Here is a 25,680-nt window from a genome sequence, read left to right on the forward strand (position 1 = left end):
TTGGATATTCTGCAGGGTGACCGCGGTCTGCTGGCCGCTGCCAGTCCGAGTCAGGAGCACGACATCAGCACCTTCGCCGACACCACGTTCACGGACCCCGCAAAGATCCGGAACTTCTGCATCATCGCGCACATCGACCACGGAAAGTCGACGCTCGCGGACCGGATGCTGCAGCTCACCGGGGTGGTCGAGGAGCGGCAGATGCGCGCCCAGTACCTCGACCGCATGGACATCGAGCGCGAGCGTGGCATCACGATCAAGGCGCAGAACGTACGTCTGCCGTGGAAGCTCGACGGCGAAGACTATGTGATGCACCTGATCGACACCCCGGGCCACGTCGACTTCACCTACGAGGTCTCCCGCGCGCTCGAGGCGTGCGAGGGCGCGGTCCTGCTCGTCGACGCCGCGCAGGGCATCGAGGCGCAGACCCTCGCCAATCTCTACCTTGCGCTCGACAAGGACCTGACGATCATCCCGGTCCTCAACAAGATCGACCTGCCCGCGGCCGATCCCGACCGCTATGCCGGTGAGATCGCGAACATCATCGGCTGTGAGCCGTCCGACGTGCTCCGGGTCTCCGGCAAGACCGGCGAGGGCGTCCCCGAACTCATCGACGCCGTGATCCGCCAGGTGCCGCCGCCGGTCGGTGACGCCGACGCGCCCGCCCGCGCCATGATCTTCGACTCCGTGTACGACACCTACCGCGGCGTCGTGACGTACGTGCGTGTGGTCGACGGCAAGATCGTGCCCCGCGAGAAGATCAAGATGATGTCGACGGGCACGACCCACGAACTGCTCGAGGTCGGCATCGTCTCGCCCGAACCCAAGGCCACCGCCGGTCTCGGCGTCGGCGAGGTGGGCTATCTCATCACCGGCGTGAAGGACGTGCGCCAGTCGAAGGTCGGCGACACCGTCACCACCGCCCGCCACGGTGCGGAGGAGCCGCTCACCGGCTACCGCGAACCGCGCCCGATGGTCTACTCCGGTCTGTACCCGGTCGACGGCTCCGACTACCCGGTGCTGCGCGACGCGCTCGACAAGCTCCAGCTCAACGACGCCGCGCTCACCTACGAGCCCGAGACGTCCGTCGCTCTCGGGTTCGGTTTCCGCTGCGGCTTCCTCGGTCTGCTGCACATGGAGATCACCCGCGAGCGCCTCGAGCGCGAGTTCGGCCTCGACCTGATCTCCACGGCTCCCAACGTCGTCTACCGCGTCGTGCTCGAAGGCGGCCAGGAAGTCGTCGTGACGAACCCGTCCGACTGGCCCGAGGGCAAGGCTCGCGAGATCTACGAACCGATCGTCAAGTGCACCATCATCGCGCCGAGCGAGTTCATCGGTTCGATCATGGAGCTGTGCCAGTCGCGGCGCGGTGAGCTCGGCGGTATGGACTACCTGTCCGAGACCCGCGTCGAGCTGCGGTACACGCTGCCGATGGCCGAGATCATCTTCGACTTCTTCGACTCGCTGAAGTCGCGCACCCGCGGCTACGCCTCGATGGACTACGAGGAGGCCGGAGAACAGGAGGCCGCGCTGGTCAAGGTCGACATCCTGTTGCAGGGCGAGGCCGTCGACGCATTCAGCGCGATCGTCCACAAGGACGCCGCGGCCGCCTACGGCAACAAGATGACGACCAAGCTCAAGGAACTCATCCCGCGGCAGCAGTTCGAGGTGCCCGTCCAGGCCGCAATCGGCTCGAAGATCATCGCCCGCGAGAACATCCGGGCGATCCGCAAGGACGTTCTCGCCAAGTGCTATGGCGGCGACATCAGCCGTAAGCGCAAGCTGCTCGAGAAGCAGAAGGAAGGCAAGAAGCGGATGAAGACCATCGGCCGCGTCGACGTTCCGCAGGAGGCGTTCGTCGCCGCGTTGTCGTCCGAGGCCTCGTCCGACAAGCCGAAGAAGTAGTCGCTCCTGCTGCGACGCCCACCGGAAGGATTCGCGTGCTCGACACCTGGCTCACCCGTGAACTCGGAATCTCCGTTCCACTGCTGGGTGCGCCCATGGGTGGCCGGGCCGGTGGGCGGCTCGCCGGCGAGGTGACGCGGGCCGGCGGACTCGGCCTGATCGGTGCCGCCCGGTACAACACCGCCGAGTGGATCGAGGGCGAGGTGCGCACCGCCCGCGAGATCGGTGGTGGGGCCGTGGGATTCGGTCTGATGACCTGGGCGCTTGCCGACGACGACAGCCTCCTCACCGCGGTGCTCGAGCACCGCCCGCAACTGGTCACGCTCTCGTTCGGCGATCCCGCTCCCTACATCGAGCGCGTCCACGAGGCCGGGGCCGTCGTCCTCTCGCAGATCAACACGGTCGACGATCTGCGCGTGGTCGAGGCAGCGGGTGTCGACGCGGTGATCGCGCAGGGCCATGAGGCCGGTGGGCACACGGGCCGGATCGGTACCCTCCCGTTGCTGCAGGAGGTGCTCGAGTCGACGTCGCTGCCCGTGCTCGCCGCAGGTGGCATCGCCACGGGTCGCGGTCTGGCAGCGGTGCTCGCAGCCGGAGGGCAGGGCGCCCTGGTCGGGACGGCGCTGCTCGCCAGCCCGGAGACCGTCGGCCCCGACTACGCCCGTGGCCGGCTCGTGGAGGCCGGCAGCGCCGACACCGTCTACACCGACGTCTTCGACAAGGCCCGGCACCAGCCGTGGCCGGCGCGCTGGGGCGGACGCGCCCTGCGCAATGCGTTCACCGAGGAGTGGCACGGCCGGGGCGCCGACGAGGACACCCTCGCCGCGGCGTACACCGGTGACGATCCCGACATCGGGGTGGTCTACGCGGGGGAGGCCGCCGGTCTGGTGCGCTCCGAGCGACCCGCGGGCGAGGTGATCCGGGGTATCGCCGAACAGGCGGAGACCCTGCTGTCCCGCTTCCGTTGAGCACTGCGCCGGCACACGGACGTCCACATTCGAGCTGAGGTGAGCCTCACCTGAAGTGGAGGTCGCCCATGCGCCGAGTCGTTCTCTCCGCGGTAGCGCTCGTACTGTTCGTCGCCCCGACCCTCGTGGCGTGTTCGTCGGACACCGATGACACCGCGACCGCCGGCGGCGAGACCGTCACCGTCGAGCACTCCTACGGCACGACGACGATCGAGGGCACACCCGAGCGGATCGTCGCGACCTCCAGCCAATGGCTCGACGCTCTCGTCGAACTCGGGGTGCAGCCCATCGCGTACTACAGCGCCGGCTCGTACGGCGACGAGCGCGGCCTCTATCCGTGGCAGACCGACGTCTCCCCGGATGCGGTGGCGCTGAGTCGCCTGAGACCGGCTCACGGTCCGAGATGCGCGGGCCGGAAGTTGCCCGCTCCGATCTCCCGCTCTGCGCGGATGACATGGACGACGGCATTGATGAGCGCCAGGTGGGTGAACGCCTGCGGGAAGTTCCCCAGATGACGTCCGCTCTCGGTGTCGATCTCCTCGGCATAGAGCTTCAGGGGGCTCGCGTAGTCGAGCAGGCGCTGGCACAGTGCGGCGGCCCGCTCGATCTCGCCGATCTCGACGAGCGCCGAGACCAGCCAGAACGAGCAGATGGTGAACGAGCCCTCCTTGCCCGCGAGCCCGTCGTCGGTGGTCTCCACCCGGTAGCGCAGCACCAGCCCGTCCTCGGTGAGTTCGTCGGCGATCGCCAGCACCGTGGCCCGCACCCGGGGGTCGTCTGCGGGCAGGAAGCGCAACAAGGGGATCAGCAGAGCCGACGCGTCGAGTGACGGGTGGCCGTACCGCTGGGTGAAGACGCCGCGTTCGTCGACGCCGTGTTCGAGGACGTCGGCCTTGATCTCGTCGGCCATCGCCGCCCACTTCCGGGCGTAGTCGGGACGACCCTGCAGTTCGGCGAGTTTCGCGCCGCGATCGAGTGCCACCCAGCACATGACCTTCGACGACACGAAGTGCTGGGGTTCGCCGCGCACCTCCCAGATGCCGCGATCGGGCTTGCGCCAGTTGGCCGCTGCCTCCTCGACCTGCCGGCGCAGGGTGTGCAACAACGTCTGGGGGAAGTGCCCGCGGGACTTGACGTGCAGGTACACCGAGTCGAGCAGTGTGCCCCAGATGTCGTGTTGCTGTTGGTGATAGGCGTCGTTGCCGATGCGGACCGGGGTGGCGCCGTCGTAGCCGCTCAGATGATCGAGGGTCGACTCCGGCAACTCGCGCTCACCGCCCACCCCGTACATCACCTGGAGCGGATAGCGGACGCCGTCCGCGTCGCGCGAGACGTCGAGGATGAACGAGAAGAAGTCGTCGGCCTCCCGGTCGAACCCGAGGGTGTACAGACCCCACAGTGCGAAGGTCGAATCGCGTACCCACGCGTAACGGTAGTCCCAGTTACGTTCTCCGCCAGGTGTTTCGGGGAGTGAGGTCGTCGACGCTGCGAGCAGCGCCCCGGTCGGGCTGTAGGTCAGTCCCTTGAGCGTCAGAGCGCTGCTCTGCAGGTAGGTGCGCCACGGGTGATCCGGGAAGCGGCCCGTCGTGATCCACTCGCGCCAGTAGTCCTGGGTGGCGGTCATCTTGACGGCGGCCTCGTCGAAGGTGTGCGGCATCGGGCAGTCCGACCACGACAATGCGACGAAGGCCGTGTCGCCCTTGTGGAGTCGACGTCGCGCGCGGACCTCGCGGTCCTCGATTCCGAGGCGCAGATCCGTCGTCATGCGCAGTGTCGGATGTTCGTCCGGCGCGTTCCGGCACACCGCGGTGGCCTCCTCGTAGACCTTGCCGGTATAGCTCCATTCGGTGCGGCCGCGGTGGTAGTCGAAGGCGGGTTCGCAGCTGACGTACAGGTCGACCGTCCCGTTCACGCAGCGCACCGTGCGCAACAGCATGTGCTCGGCCTCCCAGTCGGACGGGGTCCGGCGATGCGTGGAGGAGCGTTCCTCGACGTCGTACCAGGGTGACATGACCAGCGCGTCCCGCACGATCATCCAACCCGTGTCGGTCTGCCAGGTCGTCTCGAGCACCAGACCGCCCGGCAGGTACCGGCGTGCCGCAGGAACGGTGCGGTCGTGCGGCGACAACCGGAAATGTCCCGCGCTGCGGTCCAGCAGCGACCCGAACACACTCGGCGAGTCCGGACGGGGCACGCACATCCACTCCACGGTGCCGTCACGTGCGATCAGGCAGGTGCTCTCGCAATCCGAGAGGAATGCGTAGTCGTCGATCGGCGGGAACGGACTCCGTCGGAAGGGTGCCCCCGACAGCGGTGAGGAGGAGTGGTAGTGGTCCATCCCTCCATGATCACCGCGGGCCGGGCGGATCGCAGCGCGGTTGCCGAACCTACTAGGGTGTAGGCAATGGATCGGGTGGCTTCGTGGTGGGACGGCTTCGAGCTGTGGCTCGCGGGCCTGTCCTTCGTCCCCCAGGTGGCCCTGGTGCTCGCAGTGCTGGTGCCGGCCTGCTCAGGGGTTGCATGGCTGCTCGATCGGGCGATGGCCGGTGTCTTCGGACTGCTCGGCCGCGGAGAGACGGACTCGCCCGCCACGACGACGGAGGATTGCTGACATGCCGCGTTCGCGCGTAACCCTGGCGCTGATCGCGCTGCTGATCATCGTCGTCGTCGCATGGCTCGTCTCCATGTGAGCACGCCGCTCGCGCATCCGGTTCGGTGCTCGACGTCCGGTGTCCGAATCGTCGATTTCGGTCGACCCTCGACCTCTGCTAATCTCTGCCGCGTGTCCGCGACCACTCTGCCCCGCCTCCGCCACGAGTTGGCGTTGATCGCTGTGGGCATGCCATCGGTCGCCGACATCGACTGTTGTCGCTGAATCCTCCTTCTCTCCGCGGTCCCCGTCTTCCGGATCCTCTCGTCCGTCGGTGCCGCATCCTCGCGAATCCCGGCCGGTCCGATTCCGGCAGCCCCTCGTCCGGTGCCGGTCGCGTTCATCCCCCCCTCGAAACAGCCCCTCAGGAGGCTCGTCATGAAACGTTCCAGGTTCGCTGTCGCGGCGTTCGCCGCGGTCACCGCACTCTCCCTCACCGCCTGCTCCGGTGGTTCGAGCGACACCGTCGGAGCCGAGAGCGGCGGCGACGGATCCGGCGGCACGGTCAACCTCTACGCCTACGCCGTGCCCAAGGTCGGATTCGACTCGCTGATCCCCGCCTTCCAGGAGACCGAGGAAGGCGAGGGCGTCGTCTTCCAGCAGTCCTACGGCGCCTCCGGAGACCAGTCCCGCAAGGTGCGCGACGGCGCCGAGGCGAACTTCGTGAACTTCTCCGTCGAGCCCGACATCACCCGTCTCGTCGACGCGGGACTCGTCGACGAGAACTGGAACGACAACGCCTACAACGGGATACCGTTCGGATCGGTCGTGACCATCGTCGTCCGTGAGGGCAACCCGAAGAACATTCGGGACTGGGACGACCTGCTCCGGCCGGATGTCGAGGTCGTCACCCCCAACCCGTTCAGCTCGGGTTCGGCGAAGTGGAACCTGCTTGCGCCGTACGCCGCGAAGAGCAACGGCGGCGCCGACCCGCAGGCCGGCATCGACTACGTCACCGCACTGGTCACCGACCATGTGAAGGTACAGCCGAAGTCCGGTCGCGAGGCCACCGAGACCTTCCTGCAGGGCACCGGCGACGTGCTGCTGAGCTACGAGAACGAGGCACTGTTCATCGAGCGCAACGGCGACCCCGTCGAGCACGTCACCCCGCCCGTCACCTTCAAGATCGAGAACCCTGCGGCGGTACTGAAGAACGCGAAGGACGTCGAGGTCGCGCAGGCGTTCAACGACTTCCTGTACACCCCCGAGGCCCAGCGCCTGTGGGCCGAAGCCGGTTTCCGTCCCGTCGATCCGACCGCCGCCGAGGAATTCGCCGATGAGTTCCCGCAGCCGGAGAAGCTGTGGACCGTCGCCGATCTCGGCGGTTGGGAGACCGTGAACGAGGAGCTGTTCGCCGACAGCACCGGCACCATCGCGGTGATCTACGACAACGCAACGAAGTAGAGCACGCGCGTGACCGTTTCGGAACACACCGCCGGGTCGGGAGGTTCGTCTCCCGCCCCGGCGGGTTCGCGTCGCCGGCCGTCCGCCACGGCCCCCGCCCGACCACAACGCCGGATGTTCACCGGCGCCGTCGGGCCCCTCGGTATCGGCATCGCCACACTGTGGTTGAGCCTGATCGTCCTGCTTCCCCTCGCGGCCCTGGCCTTCCACTCCGTCTCGGACGGTCTCGGGACGTTCGTCGATGCGATCACCGCTCCGGCCGCCCTGGCGACCCTACGGATCACCGTCGTCGTCTCGCTGGTCGTCGCGGCGATCAACGCGGTGATGGGCACGGTGATCGCCTGGGTGCTCGTCCGCGACGAGTTCCCGGGCAAGAAGTTCGTCAATGCCCTGATCGACCTGCCCTTCGCGCTACCGACGATCGTCGCGAGCATCGTGCTGCTCTCGCTGTACGGGCCGCAGAGCCCGATCGGTGTGCAGCTCAACGCGACCGAGCCGGGACTGGTGGTGGCGCTGGCGTTCGTCACGCTGCCGTTCGTGGTGCGCTCGGTGCAGCCGGTGCTCATCGAGGCCGACCGTGAGGTCGAGGAGGCCGCCGCCTCGCTCGGCGCCGGCAACTTCACGATCTTCCGCACGGTCGTGCTGCCCGTGCTCGCGCCGGCGGTCCTCGGCGGCACCGGCCTGGCATTCGCCCGCGCCATCGGTGAGTACGGCTCGATCGTGCTCATCGGCGGCAACATCCCGTACAAGACCCAGGTCGCGTCGCAGTACATTCAGCAGCAGATCGAGATCGACCGGCCGGTCAACGCCGCCGCGGTCTCCGTCGCGCTGCTGGTGATCGCCTTCGTCGTGCTGTTCGTCCTGCGCCTGGTCGCGAATCGGGGGCTGCGCCGAGAGGAGGACGACCGGTGAAACCGTCCCTCGCATCCCGACTGTCGCTGCGCTTCGTCGCGCTCGCCTACCTGTTCGTACTGTTGCTCGTCCCGATCGGGGTGATCCTCTACCGCACCTTCGAGAACGGCATCGTGGCGTTCGCCGAGTCGATCAGCACCCCGGCGGCGATCTCGGCGCTGAACCTGTCGCTGCTCATCGTCGCGATCGTCGTGCCCGTGAACGTGATCTTCGGCATCGTCGTCGCGCTGGCGCTCGTCCGCGGCAGATTCCCGGGGAGGGGACTGTTGCAGGCCGTCGTCGACCTGCCCTTCGCGGTCTCGCCGATCGTCGTGGGTGTCGCCCTGATCATGTTGTGGGGCGCCAACGGCTGGTTCGGTGCCGTCGAGGATCTCGGCTTCAAGGTGATCTTCGGCCTGCCGGGCATGGTGCTCGCGACGATCTTCGTGACGCTGCCGTTCGTCGTGCGCGAGGTCGAACCGGTGCTGCGCGAGATCGGTGAGGAGCAGGAGCAGGCCGCCGCGACCCTCGGCGCGAACACCTGGCAGACCTTCTGGCGGATCACGTTGCCGGCGATCCGCTGGGGCCTGACCTACGGCATCGTCCTCACCGTCGCGCGGGCCCTCGGCGAGTTCGGCGCCGTCATCATGGTCTCGTCCGGCTTCCCCGGCGTCTCCCAGACCCTGACGCTGCTCGTGCACGCCCGGTACATCGACGACCACAACACCTTCGGCGCCTACAGCGCCGCGACCCTGCTCATGGCCATCGCCGTGATCGTCTTGCTGCTGATGACCCTGCTCGACCGGAAGAGGACCACCGAATGATCACTGTTACCGGGGCGCGCAAGAACTACGGAGATTTCGCCGCACTCGCCGACGTCGACATCGACATCCCGTCCGGCTCGCTCACCGCCCTGCTCGGACCCTCGGGTTCGGGGAAGTCGACGCTGCTGCGTTCGATCGCCGGCCTCGAGACCCTCGACGCGGGCACCGTCCACATTGCCGGTAAGGACGTCACCGGCGTCACCCCGCAGAAGCGCGACATCGGTTTCGTCTTCCAGCACTACGCCGCGTTCAAGCACATGACCGTGCGCGAGAACGTCGCCTTCGGACTCAAGATCCGCAAGCGGCCCAAGGCCGAGATCACGAAGCGGGTCGACGACCTGCTCGAGATCGTCGGGCTCGGCGGGTTCCAGCGACGCTATCCGGCGCAGTTGTCCGGTGGCCAGCGTCAGCGCATGGCGCTCGCCCGTGCTCTCGCCGTCGACCCGCAGGTGCTGCTGCTCGACGAGCCGTTCGGTGCCCTGGACGCGAAGGTGCGCGCCGACCTGCGGACCTGGCTGCGCCGCCTGCACGACGAGGTGCACGTGACCACCGTGCTCGTCACGCACGACCAGGAGGAGGCGCTCGACGTCGCCGACCGCATCGCGGTGATGAATGCCGGACGTATCGAACAGGTCGGAACGCCGGAGGAACTCTACGATCGCCCGGCGAACAGCTTCGTGATGTCGTTCCTCGGGACGGTGTCCAAGCTCAACGGCGTGCTGGTGCGGCCGCACGATATCCGGCTCGCCCGGCAACCTGCGCTCTCCGACACCTCCGGCGGCTCGGTCGGTGTCACGCGGGCGACCGTCGAGCGTGTGGTCCGGCTGGGCTTCGAGGTGCGCGTCGAACTGCGCAACGACGCGACGGGTGAGCAGTTCACGACGCAGATCACCCGCGGCGAAACCCGCGACCTGGGGCTCGTCGCGGGCGACACCGTCTACGCGCACGCTCCGGCCGCGTCGGAGACCGCCCCGCTCGGTACCGCCGCGCAGTAACCGAGCGGGGGGCTCGAGGGTCACGCGGGTCGGCTCAGTGGGCCTCGGTTTCCGATCGGTGGTGGGCCCGGCAGATCATGACCGGACAGCAACTGTGGTGGATGAGTCCCTGACTGCTCGAGCCGACCACCGCAGCGGCCAGCGGGCTCCGGCCGTGGCTGCCGACCACCACGAGCTGGGCACTCTTGGATTCCTCGAGCAGGACGATGTCGGGCTTGCCCCGCTCGATCCGGTAGGAGACCGCGACGTCGGGGAACCGTTCGGTGTGCCCGGAGGTATGCGACTTCATCTCCTCCCTCCGGTGCTGGACGTAGGCCGTCCAGTCCGTGAACCGTGACCCCTCGCCGTAGGTGAGCGTGGACTGCTCCGTCCAGGTGTGGATCGCGACGAGGGGTGCCTCGAGCGCCGCGGCGGTCGCGAACGCATGCTCGACGGCGGACTCGCTGACCTCGGTGCCGTCCACTCCGACGACGACCGGGCGCCCGTCGGGCGGTTGGAATCCGTCGCGGCTGCGCCACGTCACCACCGGGCATTCCGCGTGGTTGGCCACCGACACGACGTCGGAGCGCCGGATCATCGACTCCCACTCCGTGGTGGTCGTGTGGCCGAGGACGATCATCCGTGCCTCGCGCGACAGGTCGGTGAGCACTCGATCCGGCTTGCCCGACGGAGTGGACCGCCGGACCTCGACCCGGTCGACCGCGCCCCGAACTGCCGCTTCCGCGGCGGTCAGAACGGCCTCCGACGGGTCGGTCCCGTCGCCGGAGGTGGGGGGATGAACGTGGACCAGGTCGATCGGTTCGCCGAGACGTCGGGCGACGCAGGCGGCCCACCGGGCCGCATCGAGTGCGCTGTCCGATCCGTCGATGCCGACGACGATTCCGTGACCGACATTGGCTGTGCCCATGCTGCCTCCTCGCGTCACCATCCAGTGTGGTACGGATCGCAGTCTGGGCGCCAGTCCTGCGCACCTCGGCACGCCCGGAGCACGACCTCCCGGCAGCTAGTCGCCGACGGCGTCCTTGCCGCGCTGCACGATCCTCGGGTCGGCCGGGAAGACGATCTGACGGTCCTTGTCGTCGTACTCGAACTGGTTGAGGAAGAACCGCATCGCGTTGACCCGGGCCCGCTTCTTGTCGTTGGACTTGATGGTCGTCCACGGCGCCCAGTCGGTGTCGGTGCGCCGGAACATCTCTTCCTTCGCGTCGGTGTACTGGTCCCACTTGTCGAGCGATTCGAGGTCCATCTCCGACAGCTTCCACCGCCGCACCGGATCGAGCTGGCGGATGGCGAAGCGCGTGCGCTGCTCCCTCCGGGTGACGGAGAACCAGAACTTCGTCAGGGTGATGCCGGCGTCCACGACGAGCTTCTCGAACAACGGGACGTGCTCCATGAAACGTTCGTACTCGTCGTCGCTGCAGAAACCCATGACCCGTTCGACGCCGGCTCGGTTGTACCAGGAGCGGTCGAACAGTACGAGCTCACCGGCGGTGGGGAAGTGCTGGATGTAGCGCTGCATATACCACTGGCCCTGCTCACGGTCGGACGGCTTGTTCAGCGCGACGGTCCGGGCGTGCCGGACGTTGATGTACTCCTGGAACCGCTTGATCGTGCCGCCCTTGCCGGCGGCGTCGCGACCTTCGAACACGATGATGTGCTTGGAGCCGTTGTCCTTGGCCCACGACTGGAACTTCAGCAGTTCGATCTGCAGGAGATACTTCTCGACCTCGTAGGTGGCGCGGTCCATCCGGGTGTCGTACGGATAGTTCTCCCGCCAGGTGTCGACGGCCCGGCCCTCGATGTCGATCAGATCGGGGTCCTCACCGTGGTCGTCGCGCACCGAATAGCCCTCCGTGCGGAGCCGATCGATGTAGCGCCGAAGTTCGTTCTGCACGTGAGGCCCTCCCGGATTACCGATGTCGTCGGACGACGACCGTGACTCCGTTGTAGCGGAGGAATGCAAATCGTGCGTGAACTCGGGTGGAGATCCGGAAGTGACTCAGGCCACGCGCAGTCCGCGCCGCCGGTGCACGGCCTCGGTGTAGCGCTCGGTGATCACCCGCGCGACGGCATCGTGCCGGGTGAGGGTCTGCGCGACCCGCACGTGCCCGAGGCTGTCGGCCTCGGCGCAGGCACGGTCCCACAGCAGTCCGGGGGCGAGGATCCACGGTGTCAGCACGACGGTGCGGGCACCGCGGGAGGTGAGGTCGGCGAGGGTCGTCCCCACGGACGGACCGGTCGTGGCGAAGCACGCCGCGGCCTGCGTCCACGCCGTGCCGACGAGAATGCGGGGCACGACCAGCCCGGTCGCCCGGTTCGCTTCGGGGCGTCGCGATCCCACCGCGCACACTGCGATACCGACGGACGGATCGTCGGCCGACACCCCCGTGGCCGTGATGAGATCGCGAGCCGCGTCGACGAGGAGATCGTCGTCGCCGAGGATCGGCGAGCACAGCACCTCGAGCAGCGGATGACGTTGCTGCGCTTCGTGCAACAGGGCCGGCAGATCGACCCGCGCGTGGAAGGCGCTGCCGAGCAGCAGCGGCACCACCGCGACCTGCCGGTGCCCGTCCGCGGCGAGCGCGTCGAGAGCCTGACCGACCGACGGGGTGTTCAGGTCGAGGAACGCGAGTCGCACGTCCAGACCGGGGTTCTCGGCCCGGACGGTGTCGAGCGCGGCAGCCACGGCCTGCGCCGAACGCGGGTCGCGACTGCCGTGCGCGACGGCGACGAGCGGCATCATGCCGGGACGCGGTCCCCGAGCTCGATGTCGGCGAGTCCGTCGCCCACGAGACCCGCGGCGAGGGTGTTGCCCCCGGCCGGATCGATCAGCAGGAAGCTGCCGCTGCGGCGGTTGATGCGGTAGTCGTCCGCGGCGATCGGCTCGGCCACACGCACCGTGATGCGCGCGATCTCGTTGAGCTCGATGCTCTCCGGGCTCGGGACGGAGGAGAGATCCTGCTCGTCGAACCGCTCGTCGATCGTCCCGACGATGGCCTGCGTGATGCGGGTGCCGTGCTTGAGCAGCAACCGGGCGCCCGGGCGCAACGGCTTCTCGGCGAGCCAGCACACGGTGGCCTCGAACTCCGACAGCGGCTCGGGTGCCGCCTCCGGGGTGGCGATGATGTCGCCGCGGGAGACGTCGACGTCGTCGGCGAGCACGAGGGTCACCGACCGGCCGGCGTGCGCGACATCGAATGCGCCGTCGGCACTGTCGATGCGCTCGACGGTGGTGCGGACACCGGACGGCAGCACGACGACCTCGTCACCGGGGCGCACGGACCCTGCCGCGACCTGACCGGCGTAGCCGCGGTAGTCGGGGAACTCGGCGGTGCGGGGACGGATCACGTACTGCACCGGGAAGCGCAGACCGGTCTCGTGCCGGCCGTGCACATCGGCGTCGACGGGAACCGACTCGAGGTGCTCGATGAGCGTCGGGCCGTCGTAGTAGGGGGTGCTCTCGCTGCGCACGGCCACGTTGTCGCCGTGCAGCGCGGAGACCGGGATCTCCTGCACGTCCTCGGGTGCCCAGCCGAGCGAACTCGTCAGTTCCCCGAACTCGGCGGAGATCTGCGCGAACACCGAGGCCGGATCCTCGACGAGGTCGATCTTGTTGACCGCGAGGACGAGCTTCGGCACACCGAGCAGGGCCAGCACGGCGGCGTGCTTGCGGGTCTGCGAGACGACACCCTTGCGCGCGTCGACGAGCAGGACGACGAGCTGCGCGGTGGACGCACCCGACACCGTGTTGCGGGTGTACTGGACGTGACCCGGGGTGTCCGCGAGGACGAAGCTGCGCTTCGGCGTCGCGAAGTAGCGGTACGCCACGTCGATGGTGATGCCCTGCTCACGCTCGGCGCGAAGGCCGTCGACGAGCAGCGAGAGGTCGGGGGTGTCGAGGCCGCGGTCGACCGACGCGCGGGTGACGGCGTCGATCTGGTCGGCGAGTACGGACTTGGTGTCGTAGAGCAGTCGTCCCACCAGGGTGGACTTGCCGTCGTCGACCGAACCGGCGGTGGCGAGGCGCAGCAGCTGCGTGTCGCTCTGCACGCTCTGTTCGTGAAGGTCGCTCATGATCAGAAATAGCCCTCTCGCTTGCGGTCTTCCATCGCCGCTTCGGAAACCCGGTCGTCGCCGCGGGTGGCGCCGCGCTCGGTCAGTCGTGACGCCGCGACCTCGGCGAGGATCTCCTCGTTCGTGGAGGCCTCGGACAGGATCGCGCCGGTGGTCGATCCGTCGCCGACGGTGCGGTAGCGCACCGAACGCGTCTCGAGCTCTTCGCCCTCGGCCGGACCGCCCCAGACACCCGGGGTCATCCACATGCCGTCGCGGCGGTAGACGGGGCGCTCGTGCGCGTAGTAGATGCTCGCCAGTTCGACGTTCTCGCGGGCAATGTAGCGCCAGATGTCGAGCTCGGTGAAGTTGCTCAGCGGGAAGACACGCACGTGCTCCCCGGGTGCGTGCCGCCCGTTGTACAGATTCCACAGCTCCGGACGCTGACGCTTCGGATCCCACTGGCCGAATGCGTTGCGCAGCGAGAAGATCCGCTCCTTGGCGCGCGAACGCTCCTCGTCGCGGCGGCCGCCGCCGAAGACGGCGTCGAACCGGTTCTCCGAGATCGCGTCGAGCAGCGGCACGGTCTGCAGCGGGTTGCGGATGCCGTCGGGACGCTCGGTGAGCCGGCCGTCGGCGAGGTAGTCCTCGACACTCGCGACGTGCAGTCGGAGGTTGTACTTTTCGACGACGTGGTCGCGGAACTCGAGGACCTCGGGGAGGTTGTGGCCGGTGTCGACGTGCAGCAGCGCGAAGGGCAGCGGCGCGGGCCAGAACGCTTTGATGGCGAGGTGCAGCAGGACGGTGGAGTCCTTGCCTCCCGAGAACAGGATGACGGGGCGTTCGAACTCGCCCGCGACCTCGCGGAAGACGTGGATCGCTTCCGACTCGAGGGCGTCGAGGGTGTCGAAACGGTTGCCGTCCAGCAGCGTCCGGGTGTCGGTGGGATTCGTATCGGTGAGTGTCATGAGGCGTGCAACCCGCATTCGGTCTTGGCTCGGCCGGCCCAGCGCCCGCTGCGCGGATCGGCTCCGGGAAGTGGTTTGGTGGTGCACGGGGCGCACCCGATGGACGGGTAGCCCTCGTCGACGAGGGGATTGACGAGGATCCCGTGTTCGTCGATGTAGTTCTGCATGTCCTCGTCGGACCATGCCGCGATCGGATTGATCTTCACCAGTCCGAACGCGTCGTCGAACGAGATGAGCGGTGCGTTCGCGCGGGTGGGCGCCTCGACACGGCGGATGCCGGTCACCCAGGCGCGGTAGCCCTTCAGGCTCTCCTTCAGCGGCACCACCTTGCGCAGGCGGCAGCACTCGTTCGGGTCGCGGGCGAACAGATCCTTGCCGAGCAGGGCGTCCTGCTCCGCGACGGACTGCTGCGCCCGGGCGTTGACGATGTTCACGCCGTACACCTGCTCCACCGCATCGCGCGTGCCGAGCGTCTCGGCGAAGTGGTAGCCGGTGTCGAGGAACAGCACGTCCACGCCGGGGCGCTGCTGCGCGGCCAGATGGACCAGGACACCGTCCTGCATGTTGGACGCGACGATGTACCCGCTACGTCCACCGTCGGTGGTGGGGGTACCGAAGGTCTCGTCCGTCCACCGCAGGAGTTCCTGCGCCGACGCACCTTCGAGTTCTGCCGCCCCCTGCGCGGCAATACTCCGGAGCTCGTCGATGTTCATATCGATCGTCATCGCGTCCCTTCCCGATCCGTCTTCGTGTCGACCGCTGCAGCAGTGCCCGTCATCGCAGGTCTGCCTCCTCGGCGCGGACGACCCATTCGCCGAAGCGCTCGCCGGGCGTGCGCTCCTTGACGAAGGTGCGCACCACCCGCTCGATGTAGTCGCCGAGCTCGGTGCTGGTGACCTTGTGCTGGCGCAGCTTGCGTCCGAACTTCGCGTCGAAGCCCAGCGCACCGCCGAGGTGCACCTGGAAACCTTCGACCTGGTTGCCCTCACCGTCGTCGACGAGTTGACCCTTGAAGCCGATGTCGGCGATCTGGGAGCGCGCGCACGAGTTCGGGCAGCCGTTGATGTTGATCGTCACCGGGACGTCGAGCTGCGCGTTGATGTCGGCGAGACGCTCCTCGAGCTCGGGCACGAGGGCTTGCGAACGCTTGCGCGTCTCGACGAAGGACAGCTTGCAGAACTCGATTCCCGTGCACGCCATGAGGTTCTTGCGCCACGGCGACGGCGAGGCCGGCAGACCCAGCGCCTCGAGCTCGGTGACGAGCTGCTCGACCTTGTCGTCGGCCACGTCGAGCACGATCAGCTTCTGGTATGGGGTGAACCGGATCCGGTCGGAACCCGCACGTTCGGCGGCGTCGGCGACCTTCGACAGGATCGTGCCCGAGACACGACCGGCGATCGGCGCGACACCCACGGCGTTGAGGCCGTTGCGCAGCTTCTGGATACCGACGTGATCGATGGGACGCTCCGGTGCGGCCGGGGCCGGGCCGTCGATGAGCGGACGCTTCAGGTACTCGGTCTCGAGCACCTCGCGGAACTTCTCGATGCCCCAGTCCTTGATGAGGAACTTCAGGCGTGCCTTGGACCGCAGCCGGCGGTAGCCGTAGTCGCGGAAGATCGCGACGACGCCTTCCCACACATCGGCGACCTCCTCGAGTGGCACCCAGGCGCCGACCCGCTGCGCGAGCATCGGGTTGGTGGACAGGCCGCCGCCGACCCACAGGTCGAAGCCGGGGCCGTGCTCGGGGTGCTCGACGCCGATGAAGGCGACGTCGTTGATCTCGTGCACGACGTCCTGCTGGCCGGAGATCGCGGTCTTGAACTTGCGCGGCAGGTTCGAGTACTCGGGGTTGCCGATGTAGCGGCTCACGATCTCGTCGATCGCGAGGGTGCCGTCGATGATCTCGTCGAGGGACTCACCGGCGAGCGGCGAACCGAGCACGACGCGGGGGCAGTCGCCGCACGCCTCGGTGGTCTTCAGACCGACCGATTCGAGACGACGCCAGATCTCGGGGACGTTCTCGACCTCGATCCAGTGGTACTGGACGTTCTCGCGGTCGGACAGGTCGGCGGTGTCGCGACCGAACTCGGTGGAGATACCGGCGATCGTGCGCAGCTGCGCGAGATTCAGGGCGCCGGCGTCGCAGCGCACCCGCATCATGAAGTACTTCGCCTCGAGCAGGTCGATGTTCTCGTCACCGGTGTAGGTGCCGTCGTAGCCCTGCTCGCGCTGGGTGTACAGACCCCACCAGCGGAAGCGGCCGCGCAGATCGCTCTTGTCGATTCCGTCGAAACCGGTTTGCGCGTAGATGTTCTCGATACGTTTGCGGACGTTGAGCGGGTTGTCGTCCTTCTTCGTCTGCTCGTTGGCGTTGAGCGGCTCCCGGTAGCCGAGGGCCCACTGGCCTTCGGCGCGACGCTTGGCGGGACGCGCGCGGCGGGCGGGAGTGGCCGACTCGTCGGCGGGCGTGACGTCGGTGGTCGACGACATACAGGGTCTCCTGATACTCGCTGGAACCGGATCGACGAGCGCAGGAGGGAGCTGACCTCGTGCACGCATGCTTCGACCCGGCGGGATCTGGGATGTGCCGGGGAGTGCCGACTAGAGACAGTCGGCGCAGAGACAAGCGGCGCAAGGCAGACAACAGGATGCGCAGACGCGCTTGAAGTCGACGTGGCGTCGCGCCACGAGTCGCACTCCGTGTCCTGTCATGCGGACCATTGTGCCATGTCACCGGGGCGATTCCGAATTGCGGGCGGTATTTCCACCTGATTTTCGGGAAATGTCGAGGTAGGGGCGTCGCGCGCGGAGCCGCCCTTCGGGTCTCTGGAACACTGGAGGGCGTGAACAGCACTGAGATCGGTCGACGCACCGGCACGGAAATCGGTATCGCGGGTCGTCCGGCCGGTCTCGAACTTCCCGCTTCGGCACTCGCAGGAGTGGGGACGCGACCGTTCGGTGTGTACGTGCACGTGCCCTTCTGCGCGACCCGCTGCGGCTACTGCGACTTCAACACCTACACGGCCGGGGAACTCGGCAGCGCGGCGTCGCCGCAGTCCTGGCTGGAGGGTCTGCGCCGCGAACTCGACGCCGGTGCCCGGCTGCTGTCCGAATCCGGACGACGGGCTCCCGCTGCCGAGACGGTCTTCGTCGGCGGCGGAACACCCTCGCTGCTCGGCGCGGACGGTCTCGCGCAGGTGCTCGACGCGATCCGCGACTCGTTCGGGCTCGCTCCCGGCGCCGAGGTGACCACCGAATCGAACCCGGAGTCGACCTCCACGGAGTTCTTCTCGTCGATCCGCGAGGCCGGATACACCCGCGTGTCGCTCGGCATGCAGTCCGCGGCGCCCCACGTGCTGGCGGTCCTCGACCGCACCCACACACCCGGGCGTCCGGTCGCGGCGGCGAAGGAAGCGCGCGTTGCCGGTTTCGGCCACGTCAACCTCGATCTGATCTACGGCACTCCCGGCGAGCGCGACGCCGATCTCGACGCCTCCCTCGACGCCGTGCTCGAAGCGGGGGTCGACCACGTCTCGGCGTACGCGCTCATCGTCGAGGACGGCACCGCCCTCGCTCGCCGTGTCCGTCGCGGCGAGCTGCCGGCCCCGGACGACGACGTGCTCGCATCGCGGTACGAGCGGATCGACGCGCGACTCGCCGACGCCGGGATGACCTGGTACGAGGTGTCCAACTGGGCGAAGGTCGATGATCCGTCGGCGCGCTGCGCCCACAACCTCGGTTACTGGGACGGCGGCGACTGGTGGGGCGCCGGGCCGGGCGCGCACAGCCACGTCGGTGGCGTGCGCTGGTGGAACGTCAAGCATCCCGCCCGTTACGCGTCGACCCTCGCCGACGGAGTCCTGCCCGTCGGGGGCAGCGAACATCTCACGGCCGAGGACCGGCACACCGAACTCGTCATGCTCACCGTCCGGCTGCGCACGGGCCTGCCGTTGTCGGAGCTCGACGACGGTGAGCGCGAGGCAGCAGAGACGGTGGTCGCCGACGGGCTCGCCGTGGAGCGCGACGATCAGCTCGTGCTGACCGACCGGGGCCGGCTGCTCGCCGACGCGGTGGTCCGCATCATCCTGCTCGGCGCGGAGGACTGACGTCCGGTCGCGTCATGCTGCTCCGATGCGCTCCGAGTCGTAGACCGACAGCCGCCCACGGTTCTCGACCACCGACACCCGGTGCTTCTCCGACTCGGTCCGGCCGTCGACGGTGACGAACGTGAAGGTGACGATCACACTCGATGCATCGCGGGGCTCCACGGTATCCACCCCTGATCGGGCTATGCGGGCGACGGGCCCCGAACCTCGGCGCCCGGGTCGGGCACGCCACCGGGAATCAGCACGTCGTACTCGAAGACACGCACGTGCAGCACCGTCCGGTTCCGCAGCGCGGACTGCACGGCACGGTGGAGTCCGTCCTCGAGGTACAGCACGCCCTGCCACTGGACGGCGTGTGGGAACAGATCGCCGTAGAACGTCGAGTCCTCCGACAACAGCCGGTCGAGTTCGAGCACCTTCGTCGTCGTGACGATCTCGTCGAGGCGCACCTGGCGGGGCGGAATCCTCGACCAGTCGCGCAGAGACAGTCCGTGATCGGGATACGGCTTGCCGTCCCGGACGCCCTTGAAGATCATGTGAACACATTACGGGGGACGCGCCGAAGGCGTCGCTTCCGGTTCGGGGTGGTGTCGCACACGTGCCCGACACCTTCGAGGTCGTCGCGCGATTAGACTGGCAGGGTACGGCCCCGAGAGGTGCAGTCCTGCAGGCGGCGGAAACGGAGGTGGCGGGTTGTCGAGTACCGAGGAGCGGAGATTCACGGTCTTGCGCGCCATCGTGGCGGATTACGTGTCCACCAAGGAGCCGATCGGCTCCAAGACTCTCGTCGACCGGCACAATCTCGGAGTGTCCAGCGCCACGGTCCGCAACGACATGGCTGTGCTCGAAGCAGAGGGATACATCACACAGACCCACACGAGCTCGGGACGCGTGCCCACCGACAAGGGCTACCGCCAGTTCGTCGACAGGATCGCGGAGGTCAAACCGCTCTCGTCGGCCGAGCGCCGCGCAATCCTGCAGTTCCTCGAATCGGGCGTCGACCTCGACGACGTGCTGCGCCGCGCGGTGCGGTTGCTCGCGCAGCTCACCCGCCAGGTCGCGGTCGTGCAGTACCCGACGCTCTCCGCGTCGTCCGTGCGACATCTCGAGGTGGTCGGGCTGACACCGGCGCGGCTGCTGCTCGTGCTCATCACCGACTCGGGCCGCGTCGATCAGCGCATCGTCGAACTCGGCGACGTGATCGACGAGGACGGCCTGTCGCGGTTGCGTGAGCTGCTCGGCGGGGCATTGACCGGCAAGCGGCTCGCCGCGGCCTCCGTCGCAGTGACCGAGCTCGCCGACAACGCACCGGACGATCTGCGCGACGCGCTCATCCGGTGCACCACCGTGCTGGTGGAGACCCTCGTCGAGCACCCCGAGGAGCGTCTCGTGCTCGGCGGCACCGCCAATCTCACCCGCAACGCCGCCGACTTCGACGGCCACGGCATGCTGCCGGGCTCGTTGCGTACGGTCCTCGAAGCCCTCGAGGAGCAGGTCGTGGTGCTCAAACTGCTCGCGTCCAGCCAGGACGCAGGCCGGGTCACCGTCCGCATCGGTGAGGAGACCCAGTTCGAGGAGATGCGCACCACCTCGGTCGTGTCCACCGGCTACGGGGCCGCGGGTACGGTCTTCGGTGGTCTGGGAGTGCTCGGCCCCACCCGGATGGACTATCCGGGAACCATCGCATCGGTCGCCACCGTTGCGAGATATATCGGTGAGGTGCTCGGCGAACGCTGAGCACCGTCCATTTTTGCTCTGTAGAACGACGTAAGGACGAGAACCAAACGTGGCACGGGACTACTACGGGACGCTCGGCGTGTCCAAGAACGCGACCGACCAGGAGATCAAACGGGCGTACCGCAAGTTGGCGCGCGAGCACCACCCGGATGTGAACCCCGACGAGTCGGCGCAGAAGCGTTTCCAGGAGATCTCGGCCGCCTACGAGGTGCTGTCGGATCCCGAGAAGCGACGCATCGTCGACCTCGGCGGCGACCCGCTCGAACCCGGTGGCGGCGGTGCGGGCGGCTTCGGCGGCGCCGGCTTCGGTGGCGGCCTCGGTGATGTCTTCGAGGCGTTCTTCGGTGGTGGGGCCGGCGGTTCCCGCGGTCCGCGCGGCCGCGTCCAGCCCGGCGCCGACTCGCTGCTCCGCACCCGCCTGACCCTCGAGGAATGCGCTCGCGGCGTCACCAAGACGGTCACGGTCGACACCGCGATCCTGTGCGACGCGTGCACCGGTTCCGGCACCCACGGCGATTCGAAGCCCGTGCGCTGCGAGACCTGCGGTGGCGCCGGTGAGGTCCAGTCCGTCCAGCGTTCTTTCCTCGGCCAGGTCATGACGTCCCGCCCGTGCCCCACCTGCCGCGGTGTCGGCGAGACGATCCCGGATCCCTGCCGCAAGTGCGGTGGTGACGGCCGCGTGCGCGCCCGCCGCGAGGTCACCGTCAAGGTGCCCGCCGGCGTCGGCAACGGGATGCGCATCCGCCTCGCGGCCCAGGGCGAGGTCGGCCCCGGCGGTGGTCCTGCCGGCGATCTCTACGTCGAGGTGCTCGAACAGCAGCACGAGGTCTTCGTGCGCGACGGCGACGACCTGCACTGCACCATCCGCGTGCCCATGGTCGACGCTGCGCTCGGCACCAAGGTGACGATCGAGACCATCCTCGACGGCCCCACCGAGATCACCATCGATCCCGGCACCCAGCCCGGTTCGGTCTCGGTGCTGCGCGGCCACGGCATGCCGAAGCTGCGCTCGGGTACGCGCGGCGACCTGCACGCGCATCTCGAGGTCGTGGTGCCGAGCAAGCTCGATCACAAGCAGACGAAGCTGCTCGAGGACCTGCGCCGGCACAGCGACCGGGAGCATGTCGAGGTCGTGACCACGGGTTCGCAGAACACCGGCGGCCTGTTCTCGCGCCTGCGCGACGCGTTCAGCGCCCGTTAGGTCGCTCGGGTGGCCGCGACACTGTTCTACCTCGACCCGCTGCCCGACGAGGGGCGGACGGCCGTGCTCGACGGCAAGGAGGGCCGGCACGCCGCGACGGTGCGTCGTATCGCGGTAGGCGAGCGGCTCGTGTTGTCCGACGGTGCCGGTGAGGTCGCCGACGTCGAGGTCACGGCGGTCGCGAAGGACCGGCTCGAAGCGCTCGTGCTCGGTCGTCGCGTTGTCGACCCGCCGCGTCCGAGCGTGACCGTCGTGCAGGCGCTGCCGAAGTCCGACCGGTCCGAACTCGCCGTCGAACTGGCCACCGAGGCCGGCGCCGACGAGTTCGTACCGTGGCAGTCGGCGCGCTGTGTCGCCCGGTGGGATGCCAAGGCGGACAAGGGTGTTGCCAAGTGGCAGGCGGTCGCGACGTCCGCGGCGAAGCAGTCGCGGCGCGCGCACGTGCCGACGGTCGCCGGGTTGCACCGCACACCCGAGGTCGTCGCACGGGTCCGCTCGGCCGTCGAGCGCGGCGACGTCGTCGCGGTGCTCCACGAATCCGCCACGATCCCCTTCGCCGATCTGCCCGTGCGCGACGTCGATTCGCTGACGCTGATCGTCGGTCCCGAAGGCGGACTCGACGACGCGGAGGTCGAGACCCTCGTCGACGCGGGCGCGGTGGCCGTCGGTCTCGGCCCCACGGTGCTGCGCACCTCGACCGCCGCGGCCGTCGCACTCGGCGCGATCGGTGTGTTGACCGACCGGTGGCGTACCAGGCCCCTGCACTAGGGATCGCTTGCGGGTCCCGACCATACGTATCGAAGGAATTTCCTCTCTTGGCTCGTACGAAGATCGCCTACGGCACCCACTCGCAGCAGTTCGGGCACGTCTTCCTACCCGACCCCGCGACGGTGACGGGGCCCGTTCCCGCCGTCATGGTCGTTCACGGCGGTTCGTGGCACGGCCGCTACCAGCTCACCCTCGGTACGGCGCTGTCCGTGGAACTCGCGCGTCGCGGTGTGGTGGCGTGGAACGTCGAGTACCGCCGTCTCGAGGCCGGTGGCGCGTGGGACGAGATGTCCGCCGATGTGGTCGCGGCGTACGAGACGATCTTCACCGAGGTCGTTCCGCACGCGCAGCGCGGCGGTGTCGAGGTCGATCTCGACCGTGTGCGGCTCGTCGGTCACTCTGCGGGAGGCCAGCTGGCGGTGTGGCTCGCGGGTGAGAGCACGTCGGTGCGACCGGAGTTCGTGGTTTCGCAGGCGGGTGCGCTCGACCTCGTCACCGCCGGGGAGCGCGGTCGTCGCGTGGAGGCGTTCGAGGCGCTCTTCGGTGCGTCCTACGCGGAGGCACCCGAGTGTTATCGGTCGGCCTCGCCGACGCACCGGCCGCCGATCGGTGTGCCGGTCGCGGTGCTGCACGGCACCGCCGACGAGCAGGTGCCGGTGAGTGTCGCGCACCGTTACGTCGACGCGGCCGACGCGGCAGGAGATCCGGTGTCGCTGGAGCTGTTCGACGGTGAGGATCACGTCGCCTTCCTGAACCGGAGCACCCGGGCCTGGGCGCGATCGCTCGACCTGCTCACCGTCCGGTCAGTGGCCGATCTCGGCCTCGCTGCCGGTGCGGGTGTGGAGTCCGCGGGGGAGTAGCGCGGTGACCGCCGCGGCGCCGATGAGCAGGACGATGCCGGCGACGAGGCTCGCGGACGAGATCGCCTCGGCGAACGCTGCGGACGATGCGTCGAGCAGCGGTTGTGCGTACGACGCCGCGAATGGGTTCGCCGCGAGTTCCTCCGCGACGATCGCCGCGCCGCCCACCGAATCGCCGGCCGCCTCGATCGCCATCGCGGCCTGATCGGCCATCGGACCTGTCAGGTCCGCCAACGGCAATCCGTCGAGGAACCCGGAGATCTCGCGGTGATAGGTGGTCGCGAGGATCGAGCCGAGCACGGCGATGCCCAGCGACCCGCCGAATTCCACTGCGGTGTCGTTCAACCCGCCCGCCGCTCCGAGGTCCGAGTCGGGGAAGCCGCCCATGATCAGGTCGGTGGACGGGGATGTGGCCAGGCCGATGCCCAATCCGAGCAGCAACAACGAGATCAGAAAGGGCGTGAAGCCGGAGGCGCCGTCCGTGACGGTCAAGGTGAGGATGCCTGCCGCAGCGGCGACCATGCCCGTGCCCACGAGGACCCGTGCACCGAGTCGGGGCGCGAGCCGGCCGCTCAGCGCCGCGCCGAGCGAGACCGTCACCGCGAGGGGAAGCAGACGCAGACCGGTCTCGAGCGGGCCGTAACCGAGCACGAACTGGAACTGCTGCGCGACGAAGTAGATGGCGCCGAAGGCGACGAGGAAGAGCAGTAACACCGACACGCACGCACCGCCGACGGTCCGGTCCGCGACCCGACGCACGTCCAGCAACGGCCGGGGGTGGCGAAGTTCCCACACCACGAAGAGCACCGCGGCGATCACCGAGCCGATCGAGGTGGCGATCACCTCGGTGCCCCAACCGAAGTGGAAACCCTCGATGATCGCGTAGACGATTCCGCCGAGAGCAGCGACCGACAGGGCGCCGCCGACCCAGTCGGTGCGGGTGAGATCGTCCGCCTTCGAGGCCGGCACGAGGATCAGGGCCGCGATCGCGGCGAATGCCGCGATCGGCACGTTGATGAGGAAGGTCGAACCCCACGAGTTCGATTCGAGGAGCCATCCGGCGAGCAGGGGACCGAGCGCAATGGCGAGTCCGGACGTGGCGGCCCAGGCTGCGATCGCGCGGGCACGCTCGTGCACGGGGAACATCGCGACGAGCAGCGACAGTGTCGCAGGCATGATCACGGCGGCGCCCACCCCCATGACGATGCGCGCGACGATCACGTCGCCGGCGCTGTCGGCGAACGATCCGTAGACCGCGCCGGCGGCAAAGACGACCAGGCCCGCCAGCAACGCGCGACGTCGTCCGTATCGATCGCCGAGCACGCCGAACAGCAGCATCAGCGCGGCATAGGGGACGGTGTAGCCGTCGATGATCCACTGCATGTCGGCGCTGGTGAGCTGCAGTTCGCGCAGCATGCCGGGTGCGGCGACGATGAGCGAGGTGTTGGCCATCACGACGATGAGCAGGCTCAGGCACAGCACCGCCAGTCCGGCCCAGCGCAGCCGGTAGGGTTCCTTCGCTGCGGTCCTTCCTGCGAGGGTCACGGTAGTGGGCATGGGCTCTCCTCGGGTGCGACACGGGCGGGGACCTGAGCCCCGATCTACACGGTGGTGTGCAAGTTACGCAGCTGCACATCCGTGTGCAACTAAAATGAAAGACAGATCACAGTCGGCGGAAGAGGGCGAGAACGTGGAGAACTCGGTCACACGACCGCGAACCCGATTCAATGCGAACCGCATGCGCATACTCGACGCTGCGGTGATGTGCTTTGCGGCCGACTCCGACGCGAGCATGGACGATGTCGCCAAAGCCGCGGGTGTCGTCCGCCGCACCGTCTATGCGCACTTCCCCAACCGGGAAGCCCTCGTCGAGGGGATCGTCGACGACGCCTCGACCGCACTCGCCGAGGCTCTCGACCACCCCGAGCCGGACGATCCCGCGGTCGCGCTCGCGGTCGTGGCGTTGCGGACCTGGCCCATCGGCGACCGCTACCGCGTGCTGCTCTCCTTCGCCCGCAAGGAGATGGGAGAGCAGCGCATCGCCGAGCTGGTCTCCCCGGTGCGCTCACGTGTCCTCGGGCACGTCGAACGCGGCCTCGCGCAGAGCCAGCTCTCCGACTACCTCCCGGCGCCCGTGCTCGTAGGGATGATGGAGGGCCTGACGATGGCCACACTCGAGCAGGCCAATCTCGGGCTGGTGGACGACTCGGGCGACACGATCGTCCTGGGCAATCTCGTGCTCGGTGGGGTCTCACCCGACCGGGCACCCGGGATCCTCGCCGAGGCACGGCGGTGGCTCGCGGAGGCGGGTTCTGGTGAAGGCGGAATCCAACCCCGCTGAAACTCCCTG

General features: G+C 68.4%; 25 protein-coding genes. 14 read left to right on the forward strand and 11 right to left on the reverse strand.

Features of this window, described 5'->3' with window-relative positions; genetic code table 11:
• The first annotated feature begins 9 nt into the window (after positions 1 to 9).
• Together lepA and NVV99_RS18230 are read left to right on the forward strand one after the other, a co-directional pair.
• On the forward strand, positions 10 to 1,905 hold the full coding sequence (lepA, locus tag NVV99_RS18225) for a translation elongation factor 4 (RefSeq protein ID WP_259443777.1): 1,896 nt from the start codon (positions 10 to 12) through the stop codon (positions 1,903 to 1,905).
• A 35-nt stretch (positions 1,906 to 1,940) separates the two neighbouring features.
• Positions 1,941 to 2,873 (forward strand): nitronate monooxygenase family protein, encoded by a 933-nt coding sequence (locus NVV99_RS18230; RefSeq protein WP_019288359.1) that lies wholly within the window; start codon positions 1,941 to 1,943, stop codon positions 2,871 to 2,873.
• Between the two features lie 391 nt (positions 2,874 to 3,264).
• Here the strand turns inward: NVV99_RS18230 and NVV99_RS18235 are convergent, their stop codons facing one another.
• Complete coding sequence (locus tag NVV99_RS18235; protein ID WP_024101364.1) at positions 3,265 to 5,211, reverse strand: glycoside hydrolase family 15 protein; 1,947 nt, start codon at positions 5,209 to 5,211, stop codon at positions 3,265 to 3,267.
• A 66-nt stretch (positions 5,212 to 5,277) separates the two neighbouring features.
• On the opposite strand from NVV99_RS18235, the gene NVV99_RS18240 reads away from it, so the two are divergent.
• The 6 genes from NVV99_RS18240 (at position 5,278) to NVV99_RS18260 (ending at position 9,637) form a co-directional block, all read left to right on the forward strand.
• A complete protein-coding gene (locus NVV99_RS18240; protein WP_019288357.1) occupies positions 5,278 to 5,484 on the forward strand; it encodes a hypothetical protein in 207 nt (68 codons plus the stop codon).
• 171 nt (positions 5,485 to 5,655) lie between these two features.
• Positions 5,656 to 5,748 carry an Ms4533A family Cys-rich leader peptide gene (locus tag NVV99_RS27115; protein WP_309568822.1) on the forward strand — a complete coding sequence of 31 codons (93 nt, stop codon included), beginning with the start codon at positions 5,656 to 5,658 and terminating at the stop codon, positions 5,746 to 5,748.
• A 153-nt stretch (positions 5,749 to 5,901) separates the two neighbouring features.
• Complete coding sequence (locus tag NVV99_RS18245; protein WP_024101363.1) at positions 5,902 to 6,927, forward strand: sulfate ABC transporter substrate-binding protein; 1,026 nt, start codon at positions 5,902 to 5,904, stop codon at positions 6,925 to 6,927.
• A gap of 114 nt (positions 6,928 to 7,041) precedes the next feature.
• Positions 7,042 to 7,839, forward strand: coding sequence for a sulfate ABC transporter permease subunit CysT (cysT, locus tag NVV99_RS18250; protein ID WP_016694104.1), 798 nt, complete (start codon positions 7,042 to 7,044; stop codon positions 7,837 to 7,839).
• Positions 7,836 to 8,642: a sulfate ABC transporter permease subunit CysW gene (gene cysW / locus NVV99_RS18255; RefSeq protein ID WP_019288355.1), complete on the forward strand. Its 807-nt coding sequence runs from the start codon at positions 7,836 to 7,838 to the stop codon at positions 8,640 to 8,642. The genes cysT and cysW overlap by 4 nt, the downstream gene beginning before the upstream one ends.
• Positions 8,639 to 9,637: a sulfate/molybdate ABC transporter ATP-binding protein gene (locus tag NVV99_RS18260; protein WP_024101362.1), complete on the forward strand. Its 999-nt coding sequence runs from the start codon at positions 8,639 to 8,641 to the stop codon at positions 9,635 to 9,637. Before cysW ends, NVV99_RS18260 begins: the two co-directional genes overlap by 4 nt.
• 34 nt (positions 9,638 to 9,671) lie before the next feature.
• Here NVV99_RS18260 and NVV99_RS18265 read toward each other — a convergent pair whose 3' ends face one another.
• The 7 genes from NVV99_RS18265 to NVV99_RS18295 all read right to left on the reverse strand — a co-directional run bounded on the left by NVV99_RS18265 (position 9,672) and on the right by NVV99_RS18295 (position 17,148).
• Positions 9,672 to 10,544 (reverse strand): universal stress protein, encoded by an 873-nt coding sequence (locus tag NVV99_RS18265; protein ID WP_024101361.1) that lies wholly within the window; start codon positions 10,542 to 10,544, stop codon positions 9,672 to 9,674.
• Between the two features lie 96 nt (positions 10,545 to 10,640).
• Positions 10,641 to 11,531, reverse strand: a complete 891-nt coding sequence (ppk2, locus tag NVV99_RS18270; protein ID WP_006554492.1) for a polyphosphate kinase 2 — start codon at positions 11,529 to 11,531, stop codon at positions 10,641 to 10,643.
• Between the two features lie 105 nt (positions 11,532 to 11,636).
• The gene (locus NVV99_RS18275) at positions 11,637 to 12,380 is read right to left on the reverse strand and encodes a sirohydrochlorin chelatase (RefSeq protein ID WP_006554491.1); all 744 of its coding nucleotides are present in this window, start codon (positions 12,378 to 12,380) and stop codon (positions 11,637 to 11,639) included.
• Complete coding sequence (locus NVV99_RS18280; protein ID WP_006554490.1) at positions 12,377 to 13,711, reverse strand: sulfate adenylyltransferase subunit 1; 1,335 nt, start codon at positions 13,709 to 13,711, stop codon at positions 12,377 to 12,379. Before NVV99_RS18280 ends, NVV99_RS18275 begins: the two co-directional genes overlap by 4 nt.
• 2 nt (positions 13,712 to 13,713) lie before the next feature.
• Positions 13,714 to 14,658, reverse strand: coding sequence for a sulfate adenylyltransferase subunit CysD (gene cysD / locus NVV99_RS18285; RefSeq protein WP_024101360.1), 945 nt, complete (start codon positions 14,656 to 14,658; stop codon positions 13,714 to 13,716).
• Entirely contained in the window at positions 14,655 to 15,383 is a 729-nt protein-coding gene (locus NVV99_RS18290) for a phosphoadenylyl-sulfate reductase (protein ID WP_024101359.1), read from the reverse strand. Before NVV99_RS18290 ends, cysD begins: the two co-directional genes overlap by 4 nt.
• A 49-nt stretch (positions 15,384 to 15,432) precedes the next feature.
• On the reverse strand, positions 15,433 to 17,148 hold the full coding sequence (locus NVV99_RS18295; protein ID WP_024101358.1) for a nitrite/sulfite reductase: 1,716 nt from the start codon (positions 17,146 to 17,148) through the stop codon (positions 15,433 to 15,435).
• 368 nt (positions 17,149 to 17,516) lie between these two features.
• On the opposite strand from NVV99_RS18295, the gene hemW reads away from it, so the two are divergent.
• Positions 17,517 to 18,764 (forward strand): radical SAM family heme chaperone HemW, encoded by a 1,248-nt coding sequence (hemW, locus tag NVV99_RS18300; protein WP_051424925.1) that lies wholly within the window; start codon positions 17,517 to 17,519, stop codon positions 18,762 to 18,764.
• A gap of 12 nt (positions 18,765 to 18,776) precedes the next feature.
• Here hemW and NVV99_RS18305 read toward each other — a convergent pair whose 3' ends face one another.
• Both NVV99_RS18305 and NVV99_RS18310 read right to left on the reverse strand, forming a co-directional pair.
• The gene (locus NVV99_RS18305) at positions 18,777 to 18,926 is read right to left on the reverse strand and encodes a hypothetical protein (RefSeq protein WP_158455904.1); all 150 of its coding nucleotides are present in this window, start codon (positions 18,924 to 18,926) and stop codon (positions 18,777 to 18,779) included.
• Positions 18,927 to 18,946: 20 nt separating this feature from the next.
• Positions 18,947 to 19,300, reverse strand: a complete 354-nt coding sequence (locus NVV99_RS18310) for a type II toxin-antitoxin system VapB family antitoxin (RefSeq protein WP_006554485.1) — start codon at positions 19,298 to 19,300, stop codon at positions 18,947 to 18,949.
• Positions 19,301 to 19,457: 157 nt separating this feature from the next.
• On the opposite strand from NVV99_RS18310, the gene hrcA reads away from it, so the two are divergent.
• Genes hrcA through NVV99_RS18330 form a run of 4 tightly spaced genes read left to right on the forward strand, consistent with a single transcriptional unit; the run spans position 19,458 to position 23,330 of the window.
• Entirely contained in the window at positions 19,458 to 20,501 is a 1,044-nt protein-coding gene (hrcA, locus tag NVV99_RS18315) for a heat-inducible transcriptional repressor HrcA (protein WP_006554484.1), read from the forward strand.
• Between the two features lie 49 nt (positions 20,502 to 20,550).
• Complete coding sequence (gene dnaJ, locus NVV99_RS18320; RefSeq protein ID WP_006554483.1) at positions 20,551 to 21,702, forward strand: molecular chaperone DnaJ; 1,152 nt, start codon at positions 20,551 to 20,553, stop codon at positions 21,700 to 21,702.
• Between the two features lie 9 nt (positions 21,703 to 21,711).
• Complete coding sequence (locus NVV99_RS18325; RefSeq protein WP_006554482.1) at positions 21,712 to 22,470, forward strand: 16S rRNA (uracil(1498)-N(3))-methyltransferase; 759 nt, start codon at positions 21,712 to 21,714, stop codon at positions 22,468 to 22,470.
• Positions 22,471 to 22,517: 47 nt separating this feature from the next.
• Positions 22,518 to 23,330 (forward strand): S9 family peptidase, encoded by an 813-nt coding sequence (locus NVV99_RS18330; protein WP_024101355.1) that lies wholly within the window; start codon positions 22,518 to 22,520, stop codon positions 23,328 to 23,330.
• Here the strand turns inward: NVV99_RS18330 and NVV99_RS18335 are convergent.
• A complete protein-coding gene (locus tag NVV99_RS18335; protein ID WP_051424834.1) occupies positions 23,274 to 24,887 on the reverse strand; it encodes an MFS transporter in 1,614 nt (537 codons plus the stop codon). The two genes, NVV99_RS18330 and NVV99_RS18335, sit on opposite strands and share 57 nt — an antisense overlap.
• 181 nt (positions 24,888 to 25,068) lie before the next feature.
• Here NVV99_RS18335 and NVV99_RS18340 point away from each other — a divergent pair, with 181 nt between their 5' ends.
• Complete coding sequence (locus tag NVV99_RS18340) at positions 25,069 to 25,671, forward strand: TetR/AcrR family transcriptional regulator (RefSeq protein WP_170318574.1); 603 nt, start codon at positions 25,069 to 25,071, stop codon at positions 25,669 to 25,671.
• Positions 25,672 to 25,680 lie beyond the last annotated feature (9 nt).

The sequence above is a fragment of the Rhodococcus sp. PAE-6 genome (assembly GCF_025290685.1).
GTDB lineage: Bacteria > Actinomycetota > Actinomycetes > Mycobacteriales > Mycobacteriaceae > Rhodococcus > Rhodococcus pyridinivorans.

What these genes read in the sequence shown, in the direction of transcription:
- NVV99_RS18235 (WP_024101364.1), bottom strand. Translation starts at nt 5,211, where the DNA reads ATGGACCACTACCACTCCTCCTCACCGCTGTCGGGGGCACCCTTCCGA.
- NVV99_RS18240 (WP_019288357.1), top strand. Translation starts at nt 5,278, where the DNA reads ATGGATCGGGTGGCTTCGTGGTGGGACGGCTTCGAGCTGTGGCTCGCG.
- NVV99_RS18245 (WP_024101363.1), top strand. Translation starts at nt 5,902, where the DNA reads ATGAAACGTTCCAGGTTCGCTGTCGCGGCGTTCGCCGCGGTCACCGCA.
- cysT (WP_016694104.1), top strand. Translation starts at nt 7,042, where the DNA reads ATGTTCACCGGCGCCGTCGGGCCCCTCGGTATCGGCATCGCCACACTG.
- NVV99_RS18260 (WP_024101362.1), top strand. Translation starts at nt 8,639, where the DNA reads ATGATCACTGTTACCGGGGCGCGCAAGAACTACGGAGATTTCGCCGCA.
- NVV99_RS18265 (WP_024101361.1), bottom strand. Translation starts at nt 10,544, where the DNA reads ATGGGCACAGCCAATGTCGGTCACGGAATCGTCGTCGGCATCGACGGA.
- NVV99_RS18275 (WP_006554491.1), bottom strand. Translation starts at nt 12,380, where the DNA reads ATGATGCCGCTCGTCGCCGTCGCGCACGGCAGTCGCGACCCGCGTTCG.
- NVV99_RS18280 (WP_006554490.1), bottom strand. Translation starts at nt 13,711, where the DNA reads ATGAGCGACCTTCACGAACAGAGCGTGCAGAGCGACACGCAGCTGCTG.
- cysD (WP_024101360.1), bottom strand. Translation starts at nt 14,658, where the DNA reads ATGACACTCACCGATACGAATCCCACCGACACCCGGACGCTGCTGGAC.
- NVV99_RS18290 (WP_024101359.1), bottom strand. Translation starts at nt 15,383, where the DNA reads ATGACGATCGATATGAACATCGACGAGCTCCGGAGTATTGCCGCGCAG.
- NVV99_RS18295 (WP_024101358.1), bottom strand. Translation starts at nt 17,148, where the DNA reads ATGTCGTCGACCACCGACGTCACGCCCGCCGACGAGTCGGCCACTCCC.
- NVV99_RS18310 (WP_006554485.1), bottom strand. Translation starts at nt 19,300, where the DNA reads ATGATCTTCAAGGGCGTCCGGGACGGCAAGCCGTATCCCGATCACGGA.
- NVV99_RS18335 (WP_051424834.1), bottom strand. Translation starts at nt 24,887, where the DNA reads ATGCCCACTACCGTGACCCTCGCAGGAAGGACCGCAGCGAAGGAACCC.
- NVV99_RS18340 (WP_170318574.1), top strand. Translation starts at nt 25,069, where the DNA reads ATGCGCATACTCGACGCTGCGGTGATGTGCTTTGCGGCCGACTCCGAC.